The organism is Nocardioides sp. Z24_21, from assembly GCF_058134345.1.
Window position 1 is genome coordinate 710,092 of sequence record NZ_JBYTTH010000001.1, and the last position, 24,545, is coordinate 734,636.

At 72.8% G+C, this 24,545-nt stretch carries 26 protein-coding genes; 8 read left to right on the top strand and 18 right to left on the bottom strand.

What is annotated here, in order from left to right; all coding sequences use genetic code 11:
* Nucleotides 1–652 precede the first annotated feature (652 nt).
* Complete coding sequence (locus AC3X7Z_RS03485; RefSeq protein WP_186340497.1) at nt 653–919, bottom strand: DUF7660 family protein; 267 nt, start codon at nt 917–919, stop codon at nt 653–655.
* 145 nt (nt 920–1,064) lie between these two features.
* Between AC3X7Z_RS03485 and AC3X7Z_RS03490 the strand changes: the two genes are divergently transcribed.
* Nucleotides 1,065–1,397: a hypothetical protein gene (locus tag AC3X7Z_RS03490; RefSeq protein WP_489975015.1), complete on the top strand. Its 333-nt coding sequence runs from the start codon at nt 1,065–1,067 to the stop codon at nt 1,395–1,397.
* Nucleotides 1,398–1,594: 197 nt separating this feature from the next.
* Here AC3X7Z_RS03490 and AC3X7Z_RS03495 read toward each other — a convergent pair whose 3' ends face one another.
* From AC3X7Z_RS03495 to AC3X7Z_RS03505, 3 genes are all read right to left on the bottom strand, one after another.
* On the bottom strand, nt 1,595–2,332 hold the full coding sequence (locus tag AC3X7Z_RS03495) for an aggregation-promoting factor C-terminal-like domain-containing protein (protein ID WP_489975016.1): 738 nt from the start codon (nt 2,330–2,332) through the stop codon (nt 1,595–1,597).
* Nucleotides 2,333–2,576: 244 nt separating this feature from the next.
* Nucleotides 2,577–3,902, bottom strand: a complete 1,326-nt coding sequence (gene phoH2 / locus AC3X7Z_RS03500) for an RNA 5'-3' helicase PhoH2 (protein ID WP_186340494.1) — start codon at nt 3,900–3,902, stop codon at nt 2,577–2,579.
* Nucleotides 3,903–4,119: 217 nt separating this feature from the next.
* Nucleotides 4,120–4,899, bottom strand: coding sequence for an isoprenyl transferase (locus tag AC3X7Z_RS03505; RefSeq protein WP_186340493.1), 780 nt, complete (start codon nt 4,897–4,899; stop codon nt 4,120–4,122).
* 80 nt (nt 4,900–4,979) lie between these two features.
* Here AC3X7Z_RS03505 and trhA point away from each other — a divergent pair, with 80 nt between their 5' ends.
* The gene (trhA, locus tag AC3X7Z_RS03510) at nt 4,980–5,720 is read left to right on the top strand and encodes a PAQR family membrane homeostasis protein TrhA (protein WP_489975017.1); all 741 of its coding nucleotides are present in this window, start codon (nt 4,980–4,982) and stop codon (nt 5,718–5,720) included.
* A gap of 29 nt (nt 5,721–5,749) precedes the next feature.
* Here trhA and AC3X7Z_RS03515 read toward each other — a convergent pair whose 3' ends face one another.
* Genes AC3X7Z_RS03515 through AC3X7Z_RS03550 form a run of 8 tightly spaced genes read right to left on the bottom strand, consistent with a single transcriptional unit; the run spans nt 5,750 to nt 15,212 of the window.
* A complete protein-coding gene (locus tag AC3X7Z_RS03515; RefSeq protein WP_489975018.1) occupies nt 5,750–6,673 on the bottom strand; it encodes a DUF1353 domain-containing protein in 924 nt (307 codons plus the stop codon).
* Between the two features lie 32 nt (nt 6,674–6,705).
* Entirely contained in the window at nt 6,706–7,977 is a 1,272-nt protein-coding gene (locus AC3X7Z_RS03520; protein ID WP_489975019.1) for an FAD-binding protein, read from the bottom strand.
* Nucleotides 7,974–8,645 (bottom strand): polysaccharide deacetylase family protein, encoded by a 672-nt coding sequence (locus tag AC3X7Z_RS03525; RefSeq protein ID WP_489975020.1) that lies wholly within the window; start codon nt 8,643–8,645, stop codon nt 7,974–7,976. The genes AC3X7Z_RS03520 and AC3X7Z_RS03525 overlap by 4 nt, the downstream gene beginning before the upstream one ends.
* The gene (locus tag AC3X7Z_RS03530; protein ID WP_489975021.1) at nt 8,642–10,996 is read right to left on the bottom strand and encodes a beta-glucosidase family protein; all 2,355 of its coding nucleotides are present in this window, start codon (nt 10,994–10,996) and stop codon (nt 8,642–8,644) included. The genes AC3X7Z_RS03525 and AC3X7Z_RS03530 overlap by 4 nt, the downstream gene beginning before the upstream one ends.
* The gene (locus tag AC3X7Z_RS03535; protein WP_489975022.1) at nt 10,993–12,021 is read right to left on the bottom strand and encodes a LacI family DNA-binding transcriptional regulator; all 1,029 of its coding nucleotides are present in this window, start codon (nt 12,019–12,021) and stop codon (nt 10,993–10,995) included. The genes AC3X7Z_RS03530 and AC3X7Z_RS03535 overlap by 4 nt, the downstream gene beginning before the upstream one ends.
* Nucleotides 12,022–12,035: 14 nt before the next feature.
* Nucleotides 12,036–12,908, bottom strand: a complete 873-nt coding sequence (locus tag AC3X7Z_RS03540; RefSeq protein WP_489975023.1) for a carbohydrate ABC transporter permease — start codon at nt 12,906–12,908, stop codon at nt 12,036–12,038.
* Between the two features lie 5 nt (nt 12,909–12,913).
* Nucleotides 12,914–13,906, bottom strand: coding sequence for a carbohydrate ABC transporter permease (locus AC3X7Z_RS03545; protein ID WP_206054415.1), 993 nt, complete (start codon nt 13,904–13,906; stop codon nt 12,914–12,916).
* A 25-nt stretch (nt 13,907–13,931) separates the two neighbouring features.
* Nucleotides 13,932–15,212, bottom strand: coding sequence for an ABC transporter substrate-binding protein (locus AC3X7Z_RS03550; RefSeq protein WP_186340487.1), 1,281 nt, complete (start codon nt 15,210–15,212; stop codon nt 13,932–13,934).
* 160 nt (nt 15,213–15,372) lie between these two features.
* On the opposite strand from AC3X7Z_RS03550, the gene AC3X7Z_RS03555 reads away from it, so the two are divergent.
* On the top strand, nt 15,373–16,362 hold the full coding sequence (locus AC3X7Z_RS03555; protein WP_186340486.1) for a YihY/virulence factor BrkB family protein: 990 nt from the start codon (nt 15,373–15,375) through the stop codon (nt 16,360–16,362).
* 22 nt (nt 16,363–16,384) lie between these two features.
* Here the strand turns inward: AC3X7Z_RS03555 and AC3X7Z_RS03560 are convergent, their stop codons facing one another.
* From AC3X7Z_RS03560 to AC3X7Z_RS03575, 4 genes are read right to left on the bottom strand one after another with little or no spacing between them, the layout of a single operon-like run.
* Nucleotides 16,385–17,056 carry an HAD family hydrolase gene (locus AC3X7Z_RS03560; protein ID WP_186340485.1) on the bottom strand — a complete coding sequence of 224 codons (672 nt, stop codon included), beginning with the start codon at nt 17,054–17,056 and terminating at the stop codon, nt 16,385–16,387.
* Nucleotides 17,053–17,535 (bottom strand): PTS sugar transporter subunit IIA, encoded by a 483-nt coding sequence (locus AC3X7Z_RS03565; protein ID WP_186340484.1) that lies wholly within the window; start codon nt 17,533–17,535, stop codon nt 17,053–17,055. The genes AC3X7Z_RS03560 and AC3X7Z_RS03565 overlap by 4 nt, the downstream gene beginning before the upstream one ends.
* Nucleotides 17,532–17,765: a PTS sugar transporter subunit IIB gene (locus AC3X7Z_RS03570; protein WP_186340483.1), complete on the bottom strand. Its 234-nt coding sequence runs from the start codon at nt 17,763–17,765 to the stop codon at nt 17,532–17,534. Before AC3X7Z_RS03570 ends, AC3X7Z_RS03565 begins: the two co-directional genes overlap by 4 nt.
* A gap of 29 nt (nt 17,766–17,794) precedes the next feature.
* Nucleotides 17,795–18,835, bottom strand: a complete 1,041-nt coding sequence (locus tag AC3X7Z_RS03575; protein ID WP_489975024.1) for an SIS domain-containing protein — start codon at nt 18,833–18,835, stop codon at nt 17,795–17,797.
* A 95-nt stretch (nt 18,836–18,930) separates the two neighbouring features.
* Here AC3X7Z_RS03575 and AC3X7Z_RS03580 point away from each other — a divergent pair, with 95 nt between their 5' ends.
* Genes AC3X7Z_RS03580 through nagA form a run of 3 tightly spaced genes read left to right on the top strand, consistent with a single transcriptional unit; the run spans nt 18,931 to nt 22,092 of the window.
* Nucleotides 18,931–19,710 (top strand): GntR family transcriptional regulator, encoded by a 780-nt coding sequence (locus tag AC3X7Z_RS03580; protein ID WP_489975025.1) that lies wholly within the window; start codon nt 18,931–18,933, stop codon nt 19,708–19,710.
* Nucleotides 19,710–20,960, top strand: a complete 1,251-nt coding sequence (locus tag AC3X7Z_RS03585) for a PTS transporter subunit EIIC (protein ID WP_186340481.1) — start codon at nt 19,710–19,712, stop codon at nt 20,958–20,960. Before AC3X7Z_RS03580 ends, AC3X7Z_RS03585 begins: the two co-directional genes overlap by 1 nt.
* Before the next feature lies 1 nt (nt 20,961).
* Nucleotides 20,962–22,092 (top strand): N-acetylglucosamine-6-phosphate deacetylase, encoded by a 1,131-nt coding sequence (nagA, locus tag AC3X7Z_RS03590; protein WP_489975026.1) that lies wholly within the window; start codon nt 20,962–20,964, stop codon nt 22,090–22,092.
* A 119-nt stretch (nt 22,093–22,211) separates the two neighbouring features.
* Here the strand turns inward: nagA and AC3X7Z_RS03595 are convergent, their stop codons facing one another.
* Together AC3X7Z_RS03595 and AC3X7Z_RS03600 are read right to left on the bottom strand one after the other, a co-directional pair.
* Complete coding sequence (locus AC3X7Z_RS03595) at nt 22,212–23,138, bottom strand: carbohydrate ABC transporter permease (protein ID WP_186340479.1); 927 nt, start codon at nt 23,136–23,138, stop codon at nt 22,212–22,214.
* The gene (locus AC3X7Z_RS03600) at nt 23,135–23,386 is read right to left on the bottom strand and encodes a hypothetical protein (protein WP_489975027.1); all 252 of its coding nucleotides are present in this window, start codon (nt 23,384–23,386) and stop codon (nt 23,135–23,137) included. Before AC3X7Z_RS03600 ends, AC3X7Z_RS03595 begins: the two co-directional genes overlap by 4 nt.
* Between AC3X7Z_RS03600 and AC3X7Z_RS03605 the strand changes: the two genes are divergently transcribed.
* Together AC3X7Z_RS03605 and AC3X7Z_RS03610 are read left to right on the top strand one after the other, a co-directional pair.
* Nucleotides 23,385–23,870, top strand: a complete 486-nt coding sequence (locus AC3X7Z_RS03605) for a GH36 C-terminal domain-containing protein (RefSeq protein WP_489975028.1) — start codon at nt 23,385–23,387, stop codon at nt 23,868–23,870. The genes AC3X7Z_RS03600 and AC3X7Z_RS03605 overlap by 2 nt on opposite strands.
* A 60-nt stretch (nt 23,871–23,930) precedes the next feature.
* Nucleotides 23,931–24,539 (top strand): class I SAM-dependent methyltransferase, encoded by a 609-nt coding sequence (locus AC3X7Z_RS03610; RefSeq protein ID WP_489975029.1) that lies wholly within the window; start codon nt 23,931–23,933, stop codon nt 24,537–24,539.
* Nucleotides 24,540–24,545: the final 6 nt, after the last annotated feature.

Genomic DNA, 24,545 nt, shown 5'->3' on the forward strand with positions numbered 1-24,545 from the left:
CAGCCGAGGTCTTCGTAAGAGTCAGGGTCATCGAAGCGGTTGGGCTCACGTTCGCGATGAGGCCCGTCGTAGGGCCGGTGCCCGACGAGCCAGTCGTAGCCCTTCCACTCGATGGTTCGATGCGCGGCTTCAAGGTTGCCCACGCAGAAGTGCAATCGACCACCGAAAAGAACGACTCCACGGCGCCACAGAACGCCCGGAAGCATGTCAGGCAAGCGGCTACGCGTGACCCATCTCGGAGTCAGGCGGTGACCGTTGTCAGTCCGCACTACTCCCCGCCAACCCATGGTCAGATTCTGGCGCATCGGCGTCAGGACATCGGTGTGGGCTCAGGCGGCATGAGCGGACGTTCGACGAAGCCAGTCGGGGTCGTCCGTGGACTTGGGCCGCCGCAGGAACTCAGCGCGTACGCCCGGTCTCAGCTGCCACCAACCGGCGACCAAGAAGGCAACCGCCAGGAAGAGGAGTGCCAGCCGGTGAAGGAGCGAGTGCCAGCCATCGCTCAGCAGTCCCGTCGTCATGAGACCCGAGACGGCTGCGCCCGGGGACTTCACGCGCAGCAGGTCAACGGTGACCACGCGACTGCAACAGCGGCCTGGGAGACGGACTCATCGACGTGAGCGGACGCACGGGTCGCGGCAGATGCGGGTGCCTACTCGTAGCCAGTGGCCGCGCGGACCATCTCGGCGAACAGACGCCCTGAGGGTGCCTCTTGGTCGTAGTCCACATCGGTCTCCACCGGAGCGGTTGAGAAGGCGGTCAACGCATCCAGAAGGCGTTCGACGGTCGAGTTCTCCCACTCGACGCGTCCCGCATCGACATAGTCGCGGAGCACCTCCTCCACGAACCATCCGAACTCGTCGCGCGTCGTCACAACGGACGGGTCGGCGATCGTGTCGCGCCCTGTCTCGTGTGCCATGGCCGCAGACTGTCATGCCCGACGCCGCGAGAACGCGTCCTCACATCGGCATGAGCCGCCCCCGGCCAGGGCATGTCAGGACGTCGAGTGCAGCCGCCGGCCGCGAGGTGCTCGTGCCGGCCGGCGTCTTGGGGTACGGGACCGGATGGCTGAACGTCACTGGACCCGCCTCGGCATCGTCGCGATCGCCGGTCACGTCTGCTACGAGCTCGTGGCGGGCGTCGCGGTGCCGCTGGCGCCACATGTCGGCGTACGAGCGGCTGCCGGGACGTTCGCGCTCTCCGCCGCTGCCGCGTACGTGCCCGCCGGTCGGCTCGTGAGCCCGCGCGGTGACCGTACGTACGCGATCGCGAACGGCTTGTTCCTCGCAGCGGTCGTCGGGCACTACAGCAGCTGGCCTCGCAGGTGGCGCGCCGGCCTGCCGTGGTTGACCGAGCACGAAGGGCTCGAGGGGCCGGTCGTCGGCCCTACAACGTGATCCTCCAGGCGCCGGCTGTCGCCGGGGTCGCGGGACTCTGGAGAACCGCAGCAAGTGGCGGTGGGGCGCTGTGACGGCACTCGCGGTGGCGCCCGTGCTGCGGTGGGCCACGCCTCGCGAGTACGCCAGGCTGCGGCAGCAGGCAGCAGAGCACCCCGGATGGTGGAACCGGCGGCTGGAGTCAATCGAACGGGGGATCAGTACCAGCCGTTGGCCTGCTTGAAGCTCCACGCGCTGCAGGGGGTGCCGTAGGTGTCGCGGATGTAGTCGAGCCCCCAGCGGATCTGCGCCTCGGCGGAGGTCATGTAGTCGTCGGGCAGGTCGTGCAGCTGCGTGAGGGCCTGCGGGATGCCGTAGGCCGAGGACGTCGGGTTGTCGGCGTCGACGCGCCAGTTGGACTCGCTGACGTAGAGCGAGTCCAGGCACGAGAACTGGTCGGCGGAGAAGCCGTAGGCCGGCAGCAGGGCGCGGGCGATGTCGCGCGGGTCGCCGTCGGACAGCTTCTCCGAGCGCGTCACCGCCGCACCACCGGACATCTCGAGCGCCGTGGCCTTGACGCGGTCGGTGCGGCGGGCCGCGCGCGAGACGACGGCCCGCGAGGAGCGCCGCTCGAGCTCACCGGCGCTCGACTCGGTGTCGGCGACCGTCTCGGCACCGTCGGTGGTGCCGCCAGCGGTGGTGGTGCCAGCAGCCGTGCCGGCGGTCGTGCCGGTGGCACCGGACGCGCCGGCCGCCGAGCTCGCCGGGTCGGCGGCGATCGGAGAGGGCACGCGCGGCTCATCGAGCGCGAGACCGCCGGTGACGCTCATGCCGGTCACGGCGACGGCCAGGCCGGTCAGCGCCACGCTGGTGCGCAGGGGTCGACGCGGGGCGCGCACGGACTTGTGCCGGCCGGGCGCGCGGTGCTTCGGGACGTGCTTGTCGGACTTCGACACGGGGGCTCACGGGGTAGACGACGGGGTGCCACGCCCCGGTGGAGCCGGGCGTGGAGCGACCGCGCGGACCCGGGCCCAACGGCCCAGGTCACGAAGCGGTCACGAGCCACCATGCAGGAGCCTCAGGAGCCGTGCAAACCAAACGCCACATCCGGTGCTGTCCCTTTCGTCACATGAGACACGCCTGACCTCAGGGGTCACACCAGCACCGGCACGCCGGTGTCTTCTCCGCCACAGCGCGAGGTCAGAGGGTGACGTCCTCCAGCATCTCGGTGACCAGGGCGGCGATGGGCGAACGCTCCGATCGGGTCAGCGTGACGTGGGCGAACAGCGGGTGGCCCTTGAGCTTCTCCACGACCGCCACGATGCCGTCGTGGCGCCCCACCCGCAGGTTGTCGCGCTGGGCCACGTCGTGGGTGAGCACGACCTTGGAGTTGGCGCCGATGCGCGAGAGCACGGTGAGCAGCACGTTGCGCTCGAGCGACTGGGCCTCGTCGACGATGACGAAGGCGTCGTGGAGCGAACGGCCGCGGATGTGGGTCAGCGGGAGCACCTCGAGCATCCCGCGGTCCATCACCTCGTCGACGACCTCGCGCGAGACCAGCGCGCCGAGGGTGTCGAAGACGGCCTGCGCCCAGGGCGACATCTTCTCCCCCTCCGAGCCCGGCAGGTAGCCGAGCTCCTGGCCGCCGACGGCGAACAGCGGCCGGAAGACGACGACCTTGGTGTGCTGGCGACGCTCCATCACGGCCTCGAGGCCCGCGCACAGCGCCATCGCGGACTTGCCCGTGCCGGCGCGCCCGCCGAGGGAGACGATGCCGACCTCGGGGTCGAGCAGCATCTCCAGCGCCACCCGCTGCTCGGCCGAACGCCCGTGGATCCCGAAGGCGTCGCGGTCGCCGCGCACGAGGTGCACGCGCTTGTCCGCACCGACGCGGCCCAGCGCCGTGCCGCGCTCGGAGAGCAGGACGAGGCCGTTGTGGCAGGGCAGGTCGCGCGCCTCGGCGAGGTCGATCACCCCGTCCTCGTAGAGCTCGTCGAGGTCGCCCGCGGGCACCTCGAGCTCGGCCATGCCGGTGTAGCCGGTGTCGGAGCTGCTGACGGCCTCGGCGCGGTACTCCTCGGCGTCGAGCCCGACGGCCGAGGCCTTGATCCGCAGCGGGAGGTCCTTGCTGACCAGGGTGACCCGGTGCCCCTCGTCGGCGAGGTTGCGCGCGACGGCGAGGATGCGGGTGTCGTTGTCGCCGAGCCTGAACCCGGACGGCAGCGAGTCGGCGTCGGTGTGGTTGAGCTCGACGCGGAGCGTGCCGCCCTCGGTGCCGACGGGCACCGGCTGGTCGAGGCGCCCGTTGACGATGCGCAGCTCGTCGAGGGCCCGCAGCGCGGAGCGGGCGAAGAACCCCAGCTCCGGGTGGTGGCGCTTGCCCTCCAGCTCGGTGATGACGACCACTGGCAGCACCACCTCGTGCTCAGCGAAGCGCTTGGTCGCGGCCGGGTCGGCGAGAAGGACGCTCGTGTCCAGGACGTAGGTGCGGCGGGTGGTGCTGGGTGAGGTCTTGCTGCTGGCCACGACTAACCCCTTGCTGCGGGTCGGCGCGCGCACTCCTCGCCCGGCCCGATGTCATTCAACGGACCGGAGAGCTCCCCTCTGAGTGCCCACGGTGTGCCTCCCGGTACAGCAGGCTTCCCCACCTGCCGATATCGCGAAAGTACGCTTGGTCACACCGCGATCCGGGTCGACACGCCCGAACGCGAGGTCACGACGAGGCAACGGCCGGGGGCCGCGGTCAGCCGCCGAAGCGGCGCTCGCGGGCGGCGTACGCGCGGATCGCGCGCAGGAAGTCGACCCGGCGGAAGTCGGGCCAGAGCGCCTCGCAGAAGTAGAACTCCGAGTTGGCCGACTGCCAGAGCAGGAAGCCGCCGAGGCGCTGCTCGCCCGAGGTGCGGATCACCAGGTCGGGGTCGGGCTGGCCCTTGGTGTAGAGGTGCTCGGCGATGTGCTCGACGTCGATGCTGTCGGCCAGCTCCTCGAGCGAGGTGCCCTTCGTGGCGTGGTCGGAGAGCAGCGCGCGGACCGCGTCGGCGATCTCGCGGCGCCCGCCGTAGCCCACGGCGACGTTGACCAGCAGCCCGTCGATGTCGCGGGTCGCCTCCTCCGCCGCCTTGAGCTTCGCGGCTGTCTCGGGCGGCAGCAGGTCGAGGGCACCGACCGGGTGGATCCGCCAACGGCGTGCCTCGGCCAGCGACTCGACCGCGCCCTCGATGATCGTGAGCAGGCCGGTGAGCTGCTCGGCGGGACGGTTGGTGAGGTTGTCGCTCGAGAGCAGCCAGAGCGTGACCACCTTCACCCCGACCTCCTCGCACCAGACCAGGAGGGGACGGATGTTGTCGGCGCCGGCCTGGTAGCCCTCGGCCGTGTCGAGACCGACCGCCTTGGCCCATCGCCGGTTGCCGTCGAGCATCACGCCGACGTGCTGCGGGATCTGGTCGTGGGGCAGGCGCTTCACCACCCGGGACTCGTAGGCCGGGTAGAGCACCCGTCGCACGACGTCCTTCACGTTGATCACGGACCGATCGTAACGCCGGGTGTGCCGGCGCTTGTCGCCGACGACTGCGCGCCTCTCGCCCTACGGGGTAGTTTTTCCGTATGGACCACCCCGCCATGACCCCCCGCGACCGCGTCGAGCACGCCGTGGACCGTGCCGGCGAGGTGATGGCCGACAAGATGGCCGAGATCAAGCCGCGCCTGCGCGGCTGGCTGCACGCCGCGACCGCTCCGATCGCCGGCGCCGCCGGCATCGTGCTCGTGGCGATGTCTCCGACCGCCTCGACCCGCATCGGATCGGCGGCGTTCGCCCTGTCCGCCCTCCTCGTCTTCACCGTCTCCGCGATCTACCACCGCGGCACCTGGTCGCCGCGCACGTGGGCCTTCCTGCGGCGCTTCGACCACGCCAACATCTTCGTGCTCATCGCCGGCACCTACACGCCCTACGCGCTGCTGTTCCTCGACGGCACCGCCCGCACGACACTGCTCGTCGTGGTGTGGTGCGCGGCCGTGGCCGGCGTGGTGTTCCGCGTGTTCTGGACCGACGCGCCCCGCTGGCTCTACACGCCGATGTACATCGCGCTCGGCTGGGCCGCGGTCTTCTTCATCCCCCAGTTCATGGAGGGCGCCGACCGGTTCAGCAGCGGCGTCGCGGTCGCGACGCTCGTGCTGGTGGCCGTCGGCGGCGTCCTCTACACGCTGGGCGGCCTGGTCTACGGCCTCAAGCGGCCCAACCCCTCGCCGCAATGGTTCGGGTTCCACGAGGTGTTCCACTCGTTCACCGTCCTGGCGTTCGCCGCGCACTACATCGGTGTGGCGCTCGCCACCTACTCGCTGCGCTGAGCGCGACCCAGGCCGAGTCCGGGTCGTGCTCAGCCGAGGTTGAGCAGCGCGAACAGCACCAGCGCGGCGCCGGTGACGGCCCCCGCCAGGGCCCAGGCCGCCACCGGCGAGCGGCGCGCCAGCCACTCCGCCGTCCGGTAGGTCGCCGCGATGGCGGCCAGGGCGACGGTGACGTGGAGCAGCACCGCCAGCATCATCCCGGCGATCGCGCCCGCCGTCCGCAGCCGTCCCCAGAGCAGGCTCAGCGCCAGCGGCAGCACCACGGCCCCGGCGAAACCGCCTGCGAGCTCGACCCACCACGTCCGCTCCCCCATCCACGGCAGGTCGACCGCGCCCCACCACGAGCGGTCGAGCAGGTCGCTCGTGGCGCTGTAGCCGAGGGAGACGATGACGGCGATCGTGAGGGCGGCGGCCACCCGGTAGGACCAGTGCCGAGCCGTCGACCAGGGCACCGCGCGGCCCACGAAGACGGTGGCCACGGTCACCGCCGACCACACGATCCAGCGCCGGACGACGCCCGTGCCGGTGTCGGCCATCGCGTCGCGGAAGACCCGGTCGGCCTCGACCCGGTCGACCACGTGGCCCTCCGTGGAGACGTAGGACGTCGGGTCGTCGCGACCCGCCACGAGGGCGTCGTGGAGCAGCGCGGCCGGCAGGTGGGCGCCCGTCTTGGGCACCAGCCAGGTGAAGAGGGCGGGCACGGACGTCAGGTCGGTGCGGAAGTCGGGGCGCGCCGGCACGAGCAGCTCGCCGAGGTGGCGGTCGCGGTAGGCCAGGCGTCGCGCCAGCGCGAACGTCTCGACCCCCTCGTCGGAGTGGCGCTCGAGCACGATGCGGGGGTCGGAGCCCGGATCGGGCGGCTCGCCGGGCCCGGTCGGCGTCGGCAGGGTGCCGCCGTCGTAGAACCTGCGCGGCTGCACCGCGACCTGTCCCCAGCGCTCCCGAGTGCCCATGGCCCCAGTGTGGCGCTGCCGACCGACAGGCGTCAGGGGTCGAGCAGGTCGTTGCGGAACGCTCCGGCGGGGTCGAGGCGCGCACGCAGCGCCTCGAACGCAGCGCGGTCGTAGGCGCCGCCGGGGTCGCGCAGCGCCGGGGTGGCCGTGATCTTGCCCCAGTGGGCGCGCGGCTCCCACGGCGCGAGCGCGTCCTCCACCGCACGCAGTGCGGGGCGCACCAGCGCCGCGTCGGGGCGCCACGTGAAGTGCGCGGCGACCGTGTCGCGGCCACGGAACGGGCTCAGCCACAGGTCGTCGGCGGCGATCGAGCGGATCTCGTGGACGAGGAGGGCCGGGGCGACCAGCGGGGCGATGGCCGTCATCGTCGGCAGCAGGTGGGGTGCAGCGGCCCTCGGCAGGAAGAGCTCGCTCTGCAGCTCCTCCCCCACGCTCGGCAGGTGCGCGGCCCGGAAGTGCGGCAGCCGCTCGTGCCACGGACCGGGCACGCCCTGCTGCGGCGACGTCGCGAGCGGGTCGACCCCCGGCACCGGGTGCAGCTCACGGTCGGCCGGGGCGCGTGAGGCCAGGCACGGCGCGAGCGCGCGAGGGCTGTCGAGGCGCTCCTTGACCCACACCGAGGTGACCCGCTCCGGGTCGGACAGGTCGGTGAACACGCTGACGCTGTCGCCGCTGGCCAGCACGGCCGGCAGCTGCTCGGCCACCTCGGCTGCGGGAAGGTCGGCCCAGACCCGCTGACGGACGTCGTAGGTGGGCTCGGTCCGCAGCCACAGCCGGGTCACCACGCCGAGCGCGCCGAGCGAGACCACGGCCCCGCGCAGGTCGGGGTCGTCGGCCCCGATGCGGACGAGCTCGCCGGCGGAGGTGACCAGCTCGAGCGCGGTGACCGCGGTCGCCAGGGAGCCGTTGTCGTCGCCGGACCCGTGGGTGCTGGTGGCGCAGGCGCCGGCCACGCTGATGTGGGGCAGCGACCCCATGGTGTGGAGCGCGCGGCCCGCGCCGTGCAGCACCGGCGCGACCTCGGCGTAGGTCGCCGCCGCCGGCACCACCGCGACCGGCCCGTCGGGGCCGTCCTCGATCTCCACCGGCAGCCCGAGGTCGCGGGCGCTGACGTGGAGTCCGTCGGTGTCGGCGACCGTCGAGAACGAGTGGCGCGAGCCCAGGGCACGCACCCGCATCCCATCGGCCGCGGCCGCCGCGACCACCTCCTGCAGCTCGGAGGTGCTGCCGGGCGCGACCAGCTCGCGGGCGCGGTAGGTGACGTTGCCCGCCCAGTTGATGCGGGCGGGGTCGGAGGTGGTCACGGGTGCTCCTCGGCGCCGCCACGCGGCAGGGTGAAGTGGAATCCGTCGGCGACCTTCTCGGCGACGACGAGGGCGACGGCGTCGACGGTCGTGGCCCGGTCGCCACCGCCGTCGTGGGCCAGGACGACGGCGCCCGGGGCGATCGCGGCGCGCAGGTGGTCCGCCAGGGTGGCCACGCTGCGATCGTCGCAGTCGTCCCAGTCGTGGATGACGTTGCCCAGCCCGAGCGGCTGCATCCCGAGCGACGCAGCCACCTGCCCGGTGCGGCCGAACGAGCCGTTGGGCGCGCGATACCAGGGCACCGCCGCGTCCGGGTCGCCCAGCGCCTCACGGATGATGCGGAGGGTGGCCAGCAGCACGGCGGCGGCCTCCTCCTCGGTGGCCGACCCGAGGTCGGCGTAGTCGAGCGAGTGGTTGCCCAGCGCGTGTCCCTCGGCCACGATGCGGCGCAGCAGCTCGGCCCCTCCGGGGGCACGTACGCGCTGTCCGACGACACAGAAGGTGGCCGTGACGCCCAGCTCGGCGAGCACGTCGAGCAGGCGGCCGGTCTGGCGGGGGTCCGGGCCGTCGTCGAAGGTCAGCGCGGCCACCCGGCCGGTGCCCCGCGCCGCCTCGACCGGGACGGCCGTCGGCGCGGTGGCCCCGCCCGGCACGAACCCGTCGCTCACGGTGCCACGTCGACCTCGACGACCTCGACGACCTCGGGCTCGAGCACGCGGTCGGGACCGACCGTCCGCTCGGAGCCGACCAGGCTCAGCGCCAGGACCGCCTCGTGGTCGGCGCTGGAGCGACCGACCCGCAGCTCGACCGCTCCGGGCTCGACGAGCCGGACGTGGTCACGGCCGGTGAACGACGTGAGGTCGGCGTGCAGCCGCAGGTCGAGTCGGCGACGTGCGCCGGGTGCCAGGTCGACCCGGACCGCCGCCACCAGGCGCTGGACCGGGCGCACCACTGAGGCGGCGCAGTCGTGGAGGTAGACCTGCACGACCTCCGAGACCTCGCGGTCGGTCTCGTTGGCCAGCTCGACGCGCACCTCGGCCACGCCGTCGGTGGGCCAGGTCGGCCCCGACAGCAGCTCCACGCCGCGCCAGGTCGCCCGCGCGTAGGCGAGGCCGTGCCCGAAGGGGAACAGGGGCGTCGGGTCGAGGGTGGTGACCTCGGTGCGGTGCGCGAGGGGCGAGCCGAGGTAGGTCGACGGCTGGACGGAGCCGGCGCCGGGGAAGCTCACGGGCAGCCGCCCGGACGGGTTGGTGCGGCCCGAGAGCACCTCGGCGACCGCCGTCGCGCCCTCCTCGCCCAGGAAGAACCCGCACACGACGCCGGCGAGCCGGTCGGCATACGCGCTGAGGTCGTAGGGCCGCCCGACGAGCAGGACGGCGACGACGGGCGTGCCGGTCTCCAGCAGCCGGCCCAGCAGCTCCTCCTGCCGCCCGGGCAGGTGCAGGTCGGCCGCGTCGCAGCCCTCGCCCGAGGTGCCGTTGCCGAAGAGCCCGGCCCGGTCGCCGAGCACCGCGACGCACACGTCGGCGTCGCGCGCCGCGGCCACCGCCGCCTCGAGGGCGGCCTCGGGGTCGTCCGGCTCGTCGTCGACGAGGCGCGCCACCCCCACCGCGCAGCCGCGCACGTGTACGACGTCGTAGGACCCGGCGAGCACGTCGCGCAGGGTCGGGATCGCAAGGCCCACCTCGGTGCCCGGGTGGTGGGCCAGCACGTGCATCGGGAAGGAGTAGCAGCCCAGCATCGCCTCGCCGGTGTCGGCGTTGGGCCCGACCAGCGCGACCCGGGTGCCCTCGGCGAGCGGGAGCGTGCCGTCGTTGGCCAGCAGCACGACAGAGCGCCGCGCCATGTCGCGCGCGAGAGCGCGGGCCTCCGGGGGGTCGAGGTCGACCGGACGCGCCGGGGCCGGCTCCCAGTCGGCGTCGAGGAGCCCGAGCTCGCACTTCTGCCGCAGCACGCGCCGCAGGGCGCGGTCGACGACCTTCTCGTCGACGCGGCCGTCGGCGAGCGCCTCCAGCAGCGGGGCGCCGTAGGCGTCGACCGTCGGCAGCTCGACGTCGATGCCGGCGTCCAGCGCGAGGCCGGCCGCCTCTCCGAGGTCGGCGGCCATCCGGTGCAGGGTGTGCAGGAACGCCACGGAGAAGTAGTCGGCGGCCAGCGTGCCCTCGAAGCCGAGCTGGTCGCGCAGCAGCGTGGTGAGCAGGGCCGGGTCGGCGGCCGACGGGATGCCGTCGATGTCGGTGTAGGCGTTCATCACCGAGCGGGCGCCCGCGCGCAGGGCCATCTCGAACGGCGGCAGCATCACGTCGTGGAGCTCGCGGGTGCCCATGCCGACGGGGGCGAGGTTGCGCCCGCCGCGGGACGCGGAGTAGCCGAGGAAGTGCTTGAGGGTGGCCACCACGCCGGCGGACTGCACGCCGCGCACGTAGGCCGAGGCCATCGTCCCGACGAGGTAGGGGTCCTCCCCCATCGTCTCCTCGACGCGGCCCCAACGGAGGTCGCGGGTGACGTCGAGCACCGGCGCCAGGCCCTGGTGGATGCCCAGCCGCGCCATCAGCGTGCCGATCTGCGCCCCCATCCGCTCGACGAGGTCGGGGTCGAACGCCGCCGCCCAGCTGAGCGGCGTCGGGTAGATCGTGGCGCCCCAGGCGTTGAGCCCGGTCAGGCACTCCTCGTGCACCTGCGCCGGGATGGCGAAGCGGTTGGCCGCCCGCACCTGGTCCTGCCGCTCGGCGAGCGTGCGGAGCCCGTGCTCGACCTCGACGGGCGCGGTCCCGAACGGCCGGGTCAGCTGGCCGAGGCCGTCGGCGACGATGTCCTCCCACGCCAGGTCGGGACCCGACTCGTGCAGCATCGGCGCCATCTCGCCGGCGTCGGCGGCGAGGAGCCACACCCCGGAGAGCTGGGCGACCTTCTCGGCGGGCGTCATCCGGGCCACCAGGTCGTCGACCCGGTCGTCGATGCCCACGGTCGGGTCGCGCCATGGCTCGTGCGGGTCGGTCGGGGAGAGCGGGGCGGTCACGGGGCGACACCTCCGGGGGCTCGGGTGGAACGCCGCAGCACCAGCTCGGTGCCCAGCGTGTGGTGGGGGTCTGCGGGCTCGCGGCCCTCGATCAGCCCGAGGAGCATGGAGACGGCGTCGCGTCCCATCTCGCGGATGGGCTGGGCGACCGTGGTCAGCGGCGGCTCCGACAGCGCCGACTCGGGGATGTTGTCGAAGCCCACGAGCGACAGGTCGCCGGGCACGTCGATGCCGAGCTCGCGGGCGACGTCGAGCACCGCGAGGGCCATCTGGTCGTTGGCGGCGAAGACCGCCGTGGGCCGGTCGCTGCGCCCGAGCAGCTGGTGCGCGACCTCGCGGGCCACGTCGGTCTCGAACGCGCCGCGCACGACCAGCGACTCGTCGACCGGGACGCCTGCCTCGCCGAGCGCGTCGCGGAAGCCCTGCTCGCGCAGCTGTGCCGAGACCAGGTCGGCGCGGCCCGTGACCATGCCGATGCGGGTGTGCCCGAGCTCGAGGAGGTGGCGTACGCCCGCGCTGGCGCCCTGCAGGTTGTGGGCGGTCACCGTCGGGATGGTGGTGCTGCCGGTGTGCGGGTCGATGGCGACGACGGGCCCGTCGGCGTCGACGTCGGTGACCGTCGGCGTCACCAGCACCGCCCCGTCGACCAGGGTGCCCATCAGCCGGGAGAGGTAGCGACGCTCCCACCCGACGTGCTCGTCGACCCGACCACCGGCGGAGTAGGCGACGAGCTCGAAGCCGGAGCCCCGGATGGCGTCGGCCGCTCCCTTGAGGACCTCGGTGCTGAAGGGCTCGAAGTCGGCGACCAGCACGCCGACCACGTGGGTGCGCTGGTTGCGCAGGCTACGCGCGACGAGGCTGGTCTCGTAGCCGAGCCGCTCGATCACGCCGCTCACGTGAGCGGCGGTCACCGCGGAGATGCCGTAGCGGCCGTTGATCACCTTCGACACGGTCGAGACCGACACCCCCGCCTCGGCGGCGACCTGCTGCATGGTCACCCGGCGGGCGGTCCGCTGCCCGGTCATCTCCACCATCCTCATCAGCCCTTCACCGCACCCTGCAGCCCGTTGACGATCCGACCCTGGAGGGCCAGGAAGAGTATGAGTGCGGGCAGGGTCGCCACGGTCGTGAACGCGAGCACGCCGGCCGTGTCGGCGGAGTACTGGGTGGAGTAGTCGGCGACGCCGAGCGGGAGCGTACGCATCTCGCCCTGCAGCAGGAGCAGCGGCAGCAGGTAGGAGTTCCAGGACCCGACGAAGGCCAGCACGCCGACGGTGACCAGGGCGGGCAGGCTGAGCGGCAGCGCGATCCGCCAGAACACGCCGACCCGTGAGGCGCCGTCGATCAGGGCCGCCTCCTCGAGCTCGCGCGGCAGCGCCATCAGGAAGGGGCGCAGGATCACGACGGTCACCGGCAGCGCGAACGCCGCCTGCGGCAGGGCCACGCCCCACCAGGTGTTGGACAGCTGGAGGTCGCGGCTGATCAGGATCGAGAGCGGGATGATCGCGGTGGCGAGGGGGAAGAGCAGGCCGAGCACGAACACCATGAACAGCGGCTCGCGCAGCCGGAACTCGTAGCGCGCCAGCGGGTAGGCCGCCATCACTCCCGCCCCGACCGCGACGAGGGTGGTCAGGGCCGCCACCACCAGCGAGTTGGTGGCGTAGCGCCAGAAGTCGGGGTTGGTGAGCACCGCGGTGTAGTTGTCGAGGCGCCACGGGCTCGGCAGCCCGGCGGGGTCGCTGGCGATCTGCTCGTTGGACCGGAAGCCGTTGAGCGCGCCGTAGACGACCGGGCCGACGCTCACCGCCACGACGGCGAGCGCGATCACGTAGACGGCGGGGTTGGCGCGGCCGATGGACCGGGGAGCCGCCCGGGGGGCAGCAGCACGAGGGGCTGCGCTGGGAGACGTCACGGTGCTCACCTCAGGTCTCGGGTGTCGCGCCGCAGCACGAGACGCTGGTAGAGCGCGGCCATGGCCACGCCGATGACGAAGAGCACGACGGAGGCGGCCCCGGCGATGCCGTAGTTGCCGCGCTGGGTGCCCTGGGTGACCAGGTAGGTCGCCATGGTCGTGGTGGCGTTGGCCGGGCCGCCGCCGGTCAGCACCCAGACCATGTCGAAGAGCTGGAGGGAGCCGATCATCGACAGGAAGCACCAGGTGCGGATGGTCGGGCCGAGCAGCGGAACGACCACGCGCCACTGGGTCTGCCACCACGACGCGCCGTCGAGCTGCGCCGCCTCGTAGACCTCCTCCGGCACCGACTGGAGCCCGGCGAGGAGGAGCAGGATCGCCAGCCCGAGGTACTTCCACGTGAGCACGGCCATGACGGCCCACAACGCCAGCCCCGGGGTGCCGAGGAAGCCCTGCTCCGGCGGGACGACGCCGACCCCGCCGAGCAGTCCGTCGACGACCCCGGTGTCGGGGATCATCAGCTGGAACCAGATGACGCCGGCGATGACCTCGGCGACGACGTAGGGGACGAAGATGAGCGTGCGCACCACCCCGCGCCCTCGCATCCGCCGGTTGAGCAGCAGCGCGACGCCGAGGCCCAGCGGCAGCTGGATGGCGATGCTGAGCACGACGATCACCAGGTTGTGGGTCACCGCCTGGGTGAACACGTCGTCGGTCAGCACCCGGCGGTAGTTGGCCAGGCCGACGAAGTCGTCCATCGGCCCGAACCCGCGCCACCGGTAGAGCGACATGCGCACCGCCGAGAGCACCGGCCACGCGACGAACAGGCCGAGCAGCACCAGGGCGGGCAGGACGAAGACCACGATCTCCAGCCGCTGGCGCGCGGTGGGTCGGGTCCCGCCCCGGGGGCGGGCCGACCGCACCATCTCGGCCCGATCCCCCGGGGCGGGGTCGCCGGTCCCCAGATCGGGGGCGGCGGTCAGTGGAGGCAGGGTCACGGAATCTTCCTGGCCGGCTTCCCGCTCAGCCCTGGTCGTCGGCGGCCTGCTGCATGGCGTCGACGACGTCCTGCGGCGTGGCCTTGCCGGCGAACATGAGCGCGATCGCGTCGTTCATCGCACCGCCCACGGACTCGCCGAACGCGGTGTCGAAGTAGAGCTGGACGTAGGGCGCGCTGTCGCGGACCTCGATCAGGTCGGCGAGGACCGGGTCGCTGACCGCGTCGGTCGCGGAGGGCACCGTCGGCAGGCCCATGTCGTTCTCGGCGAACTCACGCTGCACGTCCTCGCTGAGCAGGTGGGTGACCAGGTCGACGGCCGTGTCGGGCGCCCCCTCCGCGACGGCCCACGCGTCACCGCCGCCGAGGGCCGCGGCCGGGTCGCCGGCACCACCCTCGACCGCGGGGAACGGGAACCAGCCGGTCCGGTCGCCGAGCCCCTCGCCGCTGTCGGTGAGGCCCTGCATGACGCCGGGCTCCCAGTGGCCCTGCATCTCGCTGGCGACCTTGCCGGTGGCGAGCAGGCCGGACGCCGAGTTGGCCCCCTCCTGCGCCGGCGTCGCCAGGAAGCCCTTGTTGAACGGCTCGGTGGCGACGATGTCCTCGACCACCTCGCCGGCCTCGACGAAGCAGGGGTCGGAGAAGTCGAGGTCGGCGACCGCCTGGGTCAGGACGTCCTCGCTGCAGGTGCGCACGGCCGCGTAGTACCAGTAGTGGGCGGCCGGCCACTTGTCGCCGGCGCCGAGGGAGAGGGGCGTCATGCCGGCGGCCTTGAGGTCGTCGTTGGCCTGCTCCCACTCCGCCATGGTGGTGGGCGGCGTGACTCCGGCCTCCTTGAACTGCTCGGTGTCGTACCAGACGCCGACCACGCCGAGGGAGAAGGGAAGCGCGTAGGTGCGGCCGTCGACCTGCCACCCGGCGACCGAGCCGCCGATGGCCTCGATCTCCTCGGCGGCGTCCTCGGTCAGGTCACGGGTCAGGCCCGCGTCGACGTGGGCGGCGAGCTCCCCGCCGCCGCGCTCCATGTAGACGTCGGGGAGGTCGCCGCTCTGGAAGGCGGCGGCGAGCTTGTCGACCATGTCCTCGTGGGCCATCGCCGTGACCTCGACGGTGACGCCCGGGTTGTCGTCCTCGAAGTCGGACGCGACCTTCTCGTAGAAGCCCTTGCCCGGCTCGTTGTTGGAGTTGTGCCACCACGTGATGGTGTTGTCGTCCCCGTCTGCGGTGCTGTCGTCGGCGCCGCAGGCCGTCAGGGTGGTCCCGGCGCACAGCAGGGCCAGCGCTGCGACTCGTGTCTGCTTCCGCATCTCGATCGATCCTCTCCGACCCCGCCGCCTATGACGTGGATCACACCCGAGCAGGGTGCCCGAGGTGCATCTGCGGTGTCAATCGTTGTCGATAACGATTTCTTCGACCTGTTCCGGGCCGACAGGGCCGCCCCGCGGGTGGCCACCTAGGGTGCGGCGCATGACCACCGCGCGCACCGTGCCCGTCACCACGGAGATGGACGGTGACGAGCTCGACGCCCTCGACGCGTGGCACCTCGCCCGCGAGCACGGGCTGCGCCGGATCGCGGTGGAGTCGTTCGTGCGGTTCCGCTACGGCGACGGGTTCACCAACTCCCGGGCCCTCGCGCTGCAGGCGTGCCTCGCCGTCGTTCCCTTCCTGCTGGCCCTGACCGGCCTGGCCGCCGACCTCGACGAGGAGCGGCCCGCTGCGGTCGTGGCCCACGTCGTCGACTCGATCTCCCCCGGCGCCGGCGAGGGCGACGCGCTCGCCTCGGCGGTGGACGGGTCGGACGCCTCCGAGCTGGCCGGCGAGATCGCGCTGTTCCTCGGCCTGGGGTTCGCGCTCGTGTCGATGACCACGGCGATGGCCCAGGTCGAGCGCGGCGCCAACCGCATCTACGGCATCCGGCGCGACCGCCCGGCGCTCGCCAAGTACGGCCGCGCGGCGGTGCTGACGGCCGTGCTCGCCGCACCGGTCGGCATCGGCTTCGTGATGCTCGTCGGCGGTGGCGCCTTCGGCGACGCGATGGCCGACAGCTACGGCTGGTCCGATCGCACGGTCGACTGGTGGAACGTGCTGCGCTGGCCGGTCGGCATCGCACTGCTCGTGGTCGCGATCGCCGTGCTCCTCGACCACGCGCCGCGCCGCCGGCAGCCGGGCCTCACCTGGCTCGCGCTGGGGTCGGGCATCGCGGTCGTGCTGAGCGCGGTCGCCACGGCCGGGCTGGCGGCGTACGTCTCGCTGAGCGGGTCCTTCGGCAGCGTCTACGGCCCGCTCGCCGGCGTCTTCGCCCTGCTGCTGTGGGCGCTGCTGTCGTCGGTCGCGTTCTTCTACGGCACGGCCGTCTGCGCGCAGCTCGAGGCGCTGCGCGCGGGAGAGGTCGCGCCCGCCCTCGACGACCCGGGCCGCCCGCACGCGCGGACCGTGGGCGACCGGGGCGACCGCTGAACCGCGGCCGGGCGCGGGTGCCTCAGCCGCGGGCGACGAGCCCCAGCAGTGGACGCAGGTCGTCGTGCACCTCGGTGGCGCCCGCATCCTCGAGCCGGGCCGCGAGGTGGGTGGTCGCGACGCCCACCACGCGGCGTACGCCGGCGCCGCGCGCCGCGCGCACCCCGGCCGGCGAGTCCTCGGCTGCGAGGGCGTGGGCCGGATCGATGTGGAGCCGCTCGCAGGCCAGGGCGTAGCCGGCCGGGTGCGGCTTGCCGTCGGCGACGTCGCGGGAGGTGACGACGACGTCGACGCTGTCGAGGTCCAGCGCCATCGCGCGCAGCGAGCGCTCGACCCAGTCCGGACCGGCCGAGGTGACGATCGCCAGCGGCACACCGGTGGCGCGGGCGCCCAGGAGCAGGTCGCGGGCACCGAGCACCGGCGTGGGCGGCTCGTCCGGCACGAACGGCACCACCTCCCGGGCCAGCGCCACGGGGTCGTGCCCCGACCAGGGACCGGGCTCGACGGCGAAGACGTCCTCGGCGCGCCGCCCCGTGAACATGGCCAGGTCGGGCAGCTCCCAGCCGCGGTGGGCGAACCACGCCTCGTACGACGCCCGGTGCAGCGACTCGGAGTCGACGAGGGTCCCGTCGAGGTCGAGCAGGAAGCCCGAGAGGGCGGAGCCGGTCGTGGAGCCGGTCGTGGAGCCGGTCATGGAGCCACGAAGAGGAGGTCGCCCGCCGCGACCGAGGTGCCGATCGCCTCACTGGTGACCGAGCCCTTCGCCGCGTCCATCAGGACGACCGGCACGACCGGCGAGACGTCCTGCCCTCCCGCGCTGGCGGGAAGCGACGAGGGGTCCCAGGCGATCATCGGGTCGCCCGCGGCCACCTCGCTCCCCTGCGCGGCGAGGACGTCGAAGCCCTCGCCCTCGAGACGGACGGTGTTGATGCCGAGGTGCACCAGCACGCCGACGCCGTCGCCGAGCACGACGAACGCGTGCGGGAGCACCTTCACGGCGGTCCCGGCGATCGGCGAGACGACCGTCGTGGGTCCGCCGTCGGGCTCGATGGCCGGCTCGATGGCGATCCCGGGGCCGACCATCTCCTCGGCGAACACCGCGTCGGGCACCTCGGCGATCGCGACCACCCGCCCCGGACAGGGGGCCAGCACCTGCACGGACCCACCGCTCACATCAGGTCCTCGATGTCGTCGGCGAGGTTGTCGGCCTCGGGCCCGACGACGACCTGGACGACGGTGCCGCTGGCCATCACACCGTGGGCTCCGGCGGCCTTGAGGGCGGGCTGGTCGACGAGCGACCCGTCCTTGACCTCGGTGCGGAGCCGGGTGATGCACGCCTCGATCTCGACGACGTTGTCGGCGCCGCCGAGGCCGGCCAGGATCTTCTCTGCCTTGCTGCTCATGTGGATGTCCTTCGGTGGGTGGGTCGGGGTCAGCGGTCGGTCCGGGTGAGCTTGCGGAGTCCGCGGGGATTGTCGGGGTCGAGGCCGAGCCGGCGGGCCGTCTGCTCGACCATCATCTGCGCCGGGACGATGGACGCGATCGGCTCGAGCGTCTCGGGCAGGTCGGGCCCGGCGAGGTGCAGGTCGCACAGGTCGGCGAACGTCGGCGTCCCGCCGATGCCCAGGACACGCGCGCCCCGCTCGCGGAGATCGCGGACGAGGTCGGCCATCGGCTCGGCCAGCGGGCCGCTCGCCGAGCCCATCAGCACGGCCAGCAGCCCCTCCCGCACCACCGAGATGGGACCGTGGCGCAGGTCGGCGTAGGAGTAGCCCCGCACCGGCCGCAGGCAGGTCTCCTCCATCTTCAACGCCGTCTCCAGGGCGGTGCCCAGCAGGAGCCCGCGACCGGAGACGACGACCTGCTCGGCGGCGGCGAGAGTCTCGGCGGCCGCGGCCACGTCGGACTCGAGCAGCCGGGCCACCGCTGCGGGGACGTGGGCCAGGCCGTCGGCCAGCGCGTGGTCCGGTGCGAGGGCGTCGGCCAGCAGGGCGAGCGCCACGAGCTGGGTCAGGTAGGTCTTGGTGGCGGGCACCGCCGTCTCGGGGCCGGCGCGGGTGACCAGGCTGAGGTCGGCGGCGTCGGCGAGCGGTGACCCGTCGACGTTGGTGATGGCGACGGTCGCGGCCCCGCACGACCGGGCCCAGTCCTGGGTCTCGACGATCTCGGCGGTGGCGCCCGACTGCGAGACCGAGACGACCAGGCAGTCCGAGAGGTCGAGCCGCGAGCGGTAGTGGGTGGCCACGCTGGGGGCCGCCAGCGCCGCCGGCACCGCGGCGGCGACCTCGAGGAGGTAGCGGCCGTAGATCGCGGCGTTGTCGCTGGACCCGCGCGCGACGAGGAGCACGCGGCGCCTGTCCTCCGCGAGCTCGCGCAGGCGGGGCTGGAGCGGCACGAGGTGCTCGAGGGTGCGCGCCGCAGCCGCCGGCTGCTCGGCGATCTCGGCGGCCATGCGCGTCGGTGCTGTGCTCATGAGCGGTCCTTGACAACGGGGGCGCCGGGACCCATCCTCCCAACTGGTACGGACCAGACCGTACCAATGCAGGCGCCCGGCGTCGAGAGGTGGAGATGGCCCGCAGGATCGACGACGGCCCCCGGCCCAAGCACGCCCAGCTGAGCGACGTGCTGGCCGACCTGGCGACCCGCGAGCTCGGCCCTGACACGGCCATCCCGTCCGAGCGCGAGCTGATGGCGACGTACGACGTCTCGCGGGCGACCGTCCGCAGGGCGATCGAGAGCCTGGTGGCCGGCGGGCTGCTCCGCCGGATCCAGGGCAAGGGCACCTTCGTCGCCGCGCCGCGCGTGGAGAGCCACCTCCACCTGGCGTCGTTCTCCGAGGACATGCGCCGTCGCGGGCTGGTGCCCTCGACGCGCCTGATGCTCGTCGACGAGGAGCGGCCGCCCGGTGACGTGGTGGGCTCACTGCAGCTGGGTGAGAGGGGCACGGCATGGCGCATCGACCGCGTGCGCCTGGCCGACGGGCGCCCGATGGCGATCGAGCAGGGGTGGTATCCCACCGACCTCCTGCCCGGCCTCGACACCGCCGACCTCACCGGCTCGCTCTACACCCTCTTCGCCGAGCGCTACGGCCTCGTCATCGACAACGCGGAGCAGACCGTGTGGGGCGAGAGCGCCGAGGGGGCCACCGCGCGTCGCCTCGAGGCCCCCGTCCACACCCCGCTCCTGGTCTTCCGTCGCGTCTCCAGCGCCGCCGGGCGCCCCGTCGAGCACGTCGTCTCGCGCTACCGCGGAGACCACTACCAGGTCCACATGAGCCTCCGCGCGGATCCACGCGCGAGCAGCACCGACAGCACCACCGACAGCACCACGAGAAGGGAACGATCCTGATGACCACCCAGGAAGCCGCGTCGAGCGGCACCACGTCGGACAAGCGCAGGTGGAACCTCGCGCCGGTCCAGAGGTTCGGGCGCAGCCTGATGCTCCCGATCGCCGCCCTCCCCGTGGCAGCCCTGCTGCTCCGGCTGGGGCAGCCCGACCTGCTCGGGGCCGACGGCCTGGGCTGGGACAACGTCGCCGCGGTCATCGGAGCCGCCGGCAACGCCCTGTTCGCCAACCTGCCGCTGCTCTTCGCCGTCGGCATCGCGATCGGCATGGCCCGCAAGTCCGACGGCTCGACGGCGCTCGCGGCGGTCGTCGGCTACCTCGTCTTCAAGGGCGTCGGCGACGCGATGTCGCCGGTCATCCTCGAGGGCGACGAGCTGATCAACTACGGGGTGCTGGGCGGTATCGTCTCCGGCCTCGTCAGCGCGTGGCTGTGGCAGCGCTACCACCGGATCACCCTGCCGCCCTACCTCGCGTTCTTCGGCGGGCGCCGCTTCGTGCCGATCATCACCGCGTTCGCGATGCTGGTCGTCTCGGTCCTGATGAGCTTCGTCTACCCCGCCTTCGACGCCGGCATCACCGGCCTCGGCGAGTGGGTGACCGACAACGCCGTGCTCGGCGGGTTCGTCTACGGCACCCTCAACCGGCTGCTCATCCCGCTCGGCCTGCACCACATCCTCAACAACCCGCCGTGGTTCATCTTCGGCGAGTACTCCGCCAACGGCGAGGTCTACCACGGTGACATCGCGCGCTTCCTCGCCGGCGACCCCACCGCCGGTGCGTTCATGACCGGCTTCTTCCCGATCATGATGTTCGCCCTCCCGGCCGCCGCGCTGGCGATCTGGCACGAGGCGCGCCCGGAGAACAAGAAGCTCGTCGGCGGCATCATGCTGTCCGCCGCGCTGACCGCGTTCCTCACCGGCGTCACGGAGCCGCTCGAGTTCGCGTTCATGTTCGTCGCCTTCCCGCTCTACGTCATCCACGCCCTCCTCACGGGCACGTCGATGGCTCTCGTGAACGCCCTCGGGATCAAGGACGGCTTCGGCTTCTCGGCCGGCCTGTTCGACTACGTGCTCAACTTCAACATCGCGACCAGGCCACTGCTGATCATCCCGATCGGTCTGGCCTACGCGGCCGTCTACTACTTCGGCTTCCGCTTCGTCATCCGCAAGTGGAACCTCAAGACGCCGGGGCGCGAGGACGACACGGACCCCGCCAGCGGCGGGTCGATCCTCGTGCAGGACAACAAGGCCTGACGTGATCGTCAGCGCAGCCCAGGTGGTCACCCCGGCGCGGGTCCTCGCGCCGGGGTGGCTGCTCCTGGAGGGGGCGAGGATCGTCGAGGTGGGCGAGGGCCCGCCGCCCCGCTCCCCCGACGTCGCCCTCGGCGACGTCACCGTCGCGCCCGGCTTCGTCGACATCCACGTGCACGGCGGGGGCGGCGCGTCGTTCGACGCGGGCACGCCCGACGCCGCCGAGGTCGTCGCAGCCGCCCACCTCGCCCACGGCACCACCTCGATGGCCGCCAGCCTGGTCACCGACACCACCGACCGGATGGCGGCCGCCGTACGCGAGCTCGCCGGGGTGGTCAGGGCCGGCCGGCTCGCGGGGATCCACCTCGAGGGCCCCTGGCTCAGCCCGCGACGCTCGGGCGCCCACCAGCCCGGCGCCCTCGCGCACCCCGACCCCGCCGCGGTGGAGGCGCTGCTGGGCGCCGGCGACGGAGCCGTCCGGATGGTCACCCTCGCCCCCGAGCTGCCCGGCGGGCTCGACGCCGTGCGCCGGCTGGACGCGGCGGGGGTGGTGGTCGCGATCGGGCACACCGACGCGACGTACGACCAGGCGCGCGCCGCGCTCGACGCGGGCGCACGCCTGGGCACCCACCTCTTCAACGCCATGCGAGCGCTCCACCACCGCGAGCCCGGGGCCGCCGGGGCGCTCCTCGACTCGACCGCCGCCGTCGAGCTGATCGCCGACGGGGTCCACCTGCACCCCGCCGTTCTGCGCGCCGCCTTCGCGGCGGCGCCCGGGCGCTGCATCCTCGTCACGGACGCGATGGCGGCGGCGGGGGCACCCGACGGCGACTACCGCCTCGGCCCGATGGACATCGAGGTGCGCGACGGCATCGCCCGACTGGCCGACAGCACGGGCGACGGCGCGATCGCCGGCTCGACGCTCACCATGGACGCAGCGGTGCGGTTCGCCGTCCGGACCGCGGACCTGCCGCTGGTCGACGTCGTACGCGCGGCCAGCACCGTCCCGGCCGCCGCGTGGGGGCTCGACGACGTGGGCGCCCTCGCGCCCGGCCGCCGCGCCGACCTCGTGGTCCTCGACGCCGGGCTCGAGGTGGTCCGGGTGATGCGGTCCGGCGCCTGGGTGCGCCGCTGACCCGCTGACCCGTGCTGACGGTTCATCAAGGTATGCAGCCCAAACCGCACTTCCCTCGGCGAGCTCACCATGGGAGGTGCAGGTCCAGCGACATACCTTGATGAACCGTCGGAGGGTGGTCAGCCCTTGGTGGAACCCAGCGTCAGCCCGGACACGAACTGCTTCTGGAGCGCGAAGAAGACCACCAGCACCGGCAGGGCGACGATGATCGACCCCGCCGCGACCAGGTTGGTGTCGGTGAAGAACTGCCCGCGCAGGTTGTTGAGCGCCGACGTCACGGGCAGTTTGTCGCCCTGCTGGATGAGCACGGTCGCCCAGAAGAACTCGTTGTAGACCCAGGTGACCTGCAAGGTGGCCAGCGCGGCGAGCGCGGGACGGACGAGGGGCATCGTCAGCTGCCAGTACTGCCGCCACACGCTCGCCCCGTCGAGCTCGGCCGACTCGTAGATCTCGTGGGGCAGCGTCTTCATGTAGTTGCTCAGCACGAACGTGCAGAAGCCGAGCTGGAAGGCGGTGTTGACGAGGATGAGCGCCCAGAAGCTGTTGAGCATCGACTCCGAGTCGCTCATGAAGTAGGGCAGCGGGATCTCGCGGAACATTCGGAACACGGGGATGAGCAACGCCTGCGGCGGGAGCAGGTTGGCGGCGAGGAAGACGCCCAGCATCGCGAGGTTGAAACGATAACTGAACCGGGCCAGCACGAAGGCCACCATCGACGAGAGCCACAACGTCAGGACCACCGCCGGGACGGTGATGAGGAGCGAGTTGCGCATGTGCCGCCCGAAGTTGCCCTGCTCCCACGCCTGCTCGTAGTTGCTGGTGGTCCACCCCCCGAAGGACAGGTAGCCGTTGGCCTGCGTGTACTCGTACTCCCGGAACGAGTTGATGAGCGCCCAGAGCAGCGGGAACAGCCACACGAGGGCCAGGACGGCGACGATGACCGTCGCCACGGCACCGCGGCGCTTGCTGAACACCCCACCCTCCGTGCGGGCCGGCACGGACCCGAGCGGGGTGGGCGCGGTGGCGACCGGGGTCTCGTAGGTCATCGGGAGCGCTCCTCGCGGAAGACGGTCCGCAGGTAGAGGGTGATGAACACCGAGGAGATGACCATCATGATCACCGCGAGCGCCGAGCCGAAGCCGTAGCGCGTCGCCTCGCCGACGACGTTCTGCGCGACGAGGGCGCCGATGACCTCCAGCCCGTTGCGGCCCTTGTTGATCACCCAGACGAGGTCGAAGGCGCGCAGCGACTCGATGACCACGATGACCACCACGACCAGGTTGATCGGACGCATGACCGGGAAGATGACGTGGAAGAAGGTCTTCACCTCGCCGGCGCTCGGTGTCGAGTGGGACCTCACCCGCGTGGACGACGCCGGGCTCGCCGAGCTCCGGTCCTGGATCTCGTTGCACAAGCAGGTCCGCCCGCTGATCGGCACCGGCACGCTCGTGCACCCCGACCACCCCGACCCGTCGGTGATGGTGACGGGCGTGGTCGCCGCCGATCGCTCGGAGGCGTGGTACGTCGTGGCCACCGTCGGCGTGACCGCCACCCAGCACCTCGCGCCGCTGCGGCCGACCGGCCTGGACCCTGCCCGCATCTACCGCCTCACCGAGCAGCTCCCGCCACCGCCCGGTGGGGCGGACCTCACCGACGCCTGGGCGCCCGATGGTGTCGAGCTGCCCGGCAGGGCGCTACAGGAGGCGGGGGTGGCGCTGCCGGTGCTGGGCCCGGAGGAGGCGCGGGTGCTGCGGGTGGCGACCACGGTCGCTCGCTGACCGGGTGCTTCACGTGGCGGCCGCAGAAGACGAGAGGCCCGACGGATCTACGCTGACCCCATGGACGCACAGGCGTGGGACGAGCGGTACGCGGCCAGCGAGCTGGTGTGGTCACGCGAGCCCAACCGGCTCGTGGCGGCCGAGCTCGCCGACCTGCCACCCGGCACGGCCGTCGACCTGGCGGCGGGTGAGGGGCGCAACGCGATCTGGCTGGCGAGCCGCGGGTGGTCGGCGACCGCGGTGGACTTCTCGCAGGTCGCCCTCGACAAGGGCGCCCGGCTGGCCGAGGGCCTCGACGTGACGTGGGTCTGCGCCGACGCCACCACCTGGCAGCCGCCCGCCCCGGTCGACCTGGTGGTCGTGGCCTACCTCCAGCTCCCGGCCGCCGACCGCCGCCGGGCGGTGCGCAACGCGGTCACCATGCTGCGGCCCGGCGGGACGTTCCTCCTCGTCGCCCACGACTCGACCAACCTCACCGAGGGGACCGGTGGGCCGCAAGACCCGTCGGTGCTGATGACGGCGGAGGACGTCGTGGCCGACCTCGCCGGCTCCGACGTCCAGGTCCTGCGCGCCGAGCGGGTCGACCGCGAGGTGACCACGGCGGAGGCGCACCGCCGGGAGGAACGCCGCACGGCGCGCGACTGCCTGGTCCGGGTGGTCAGGCGCTGACCCGCG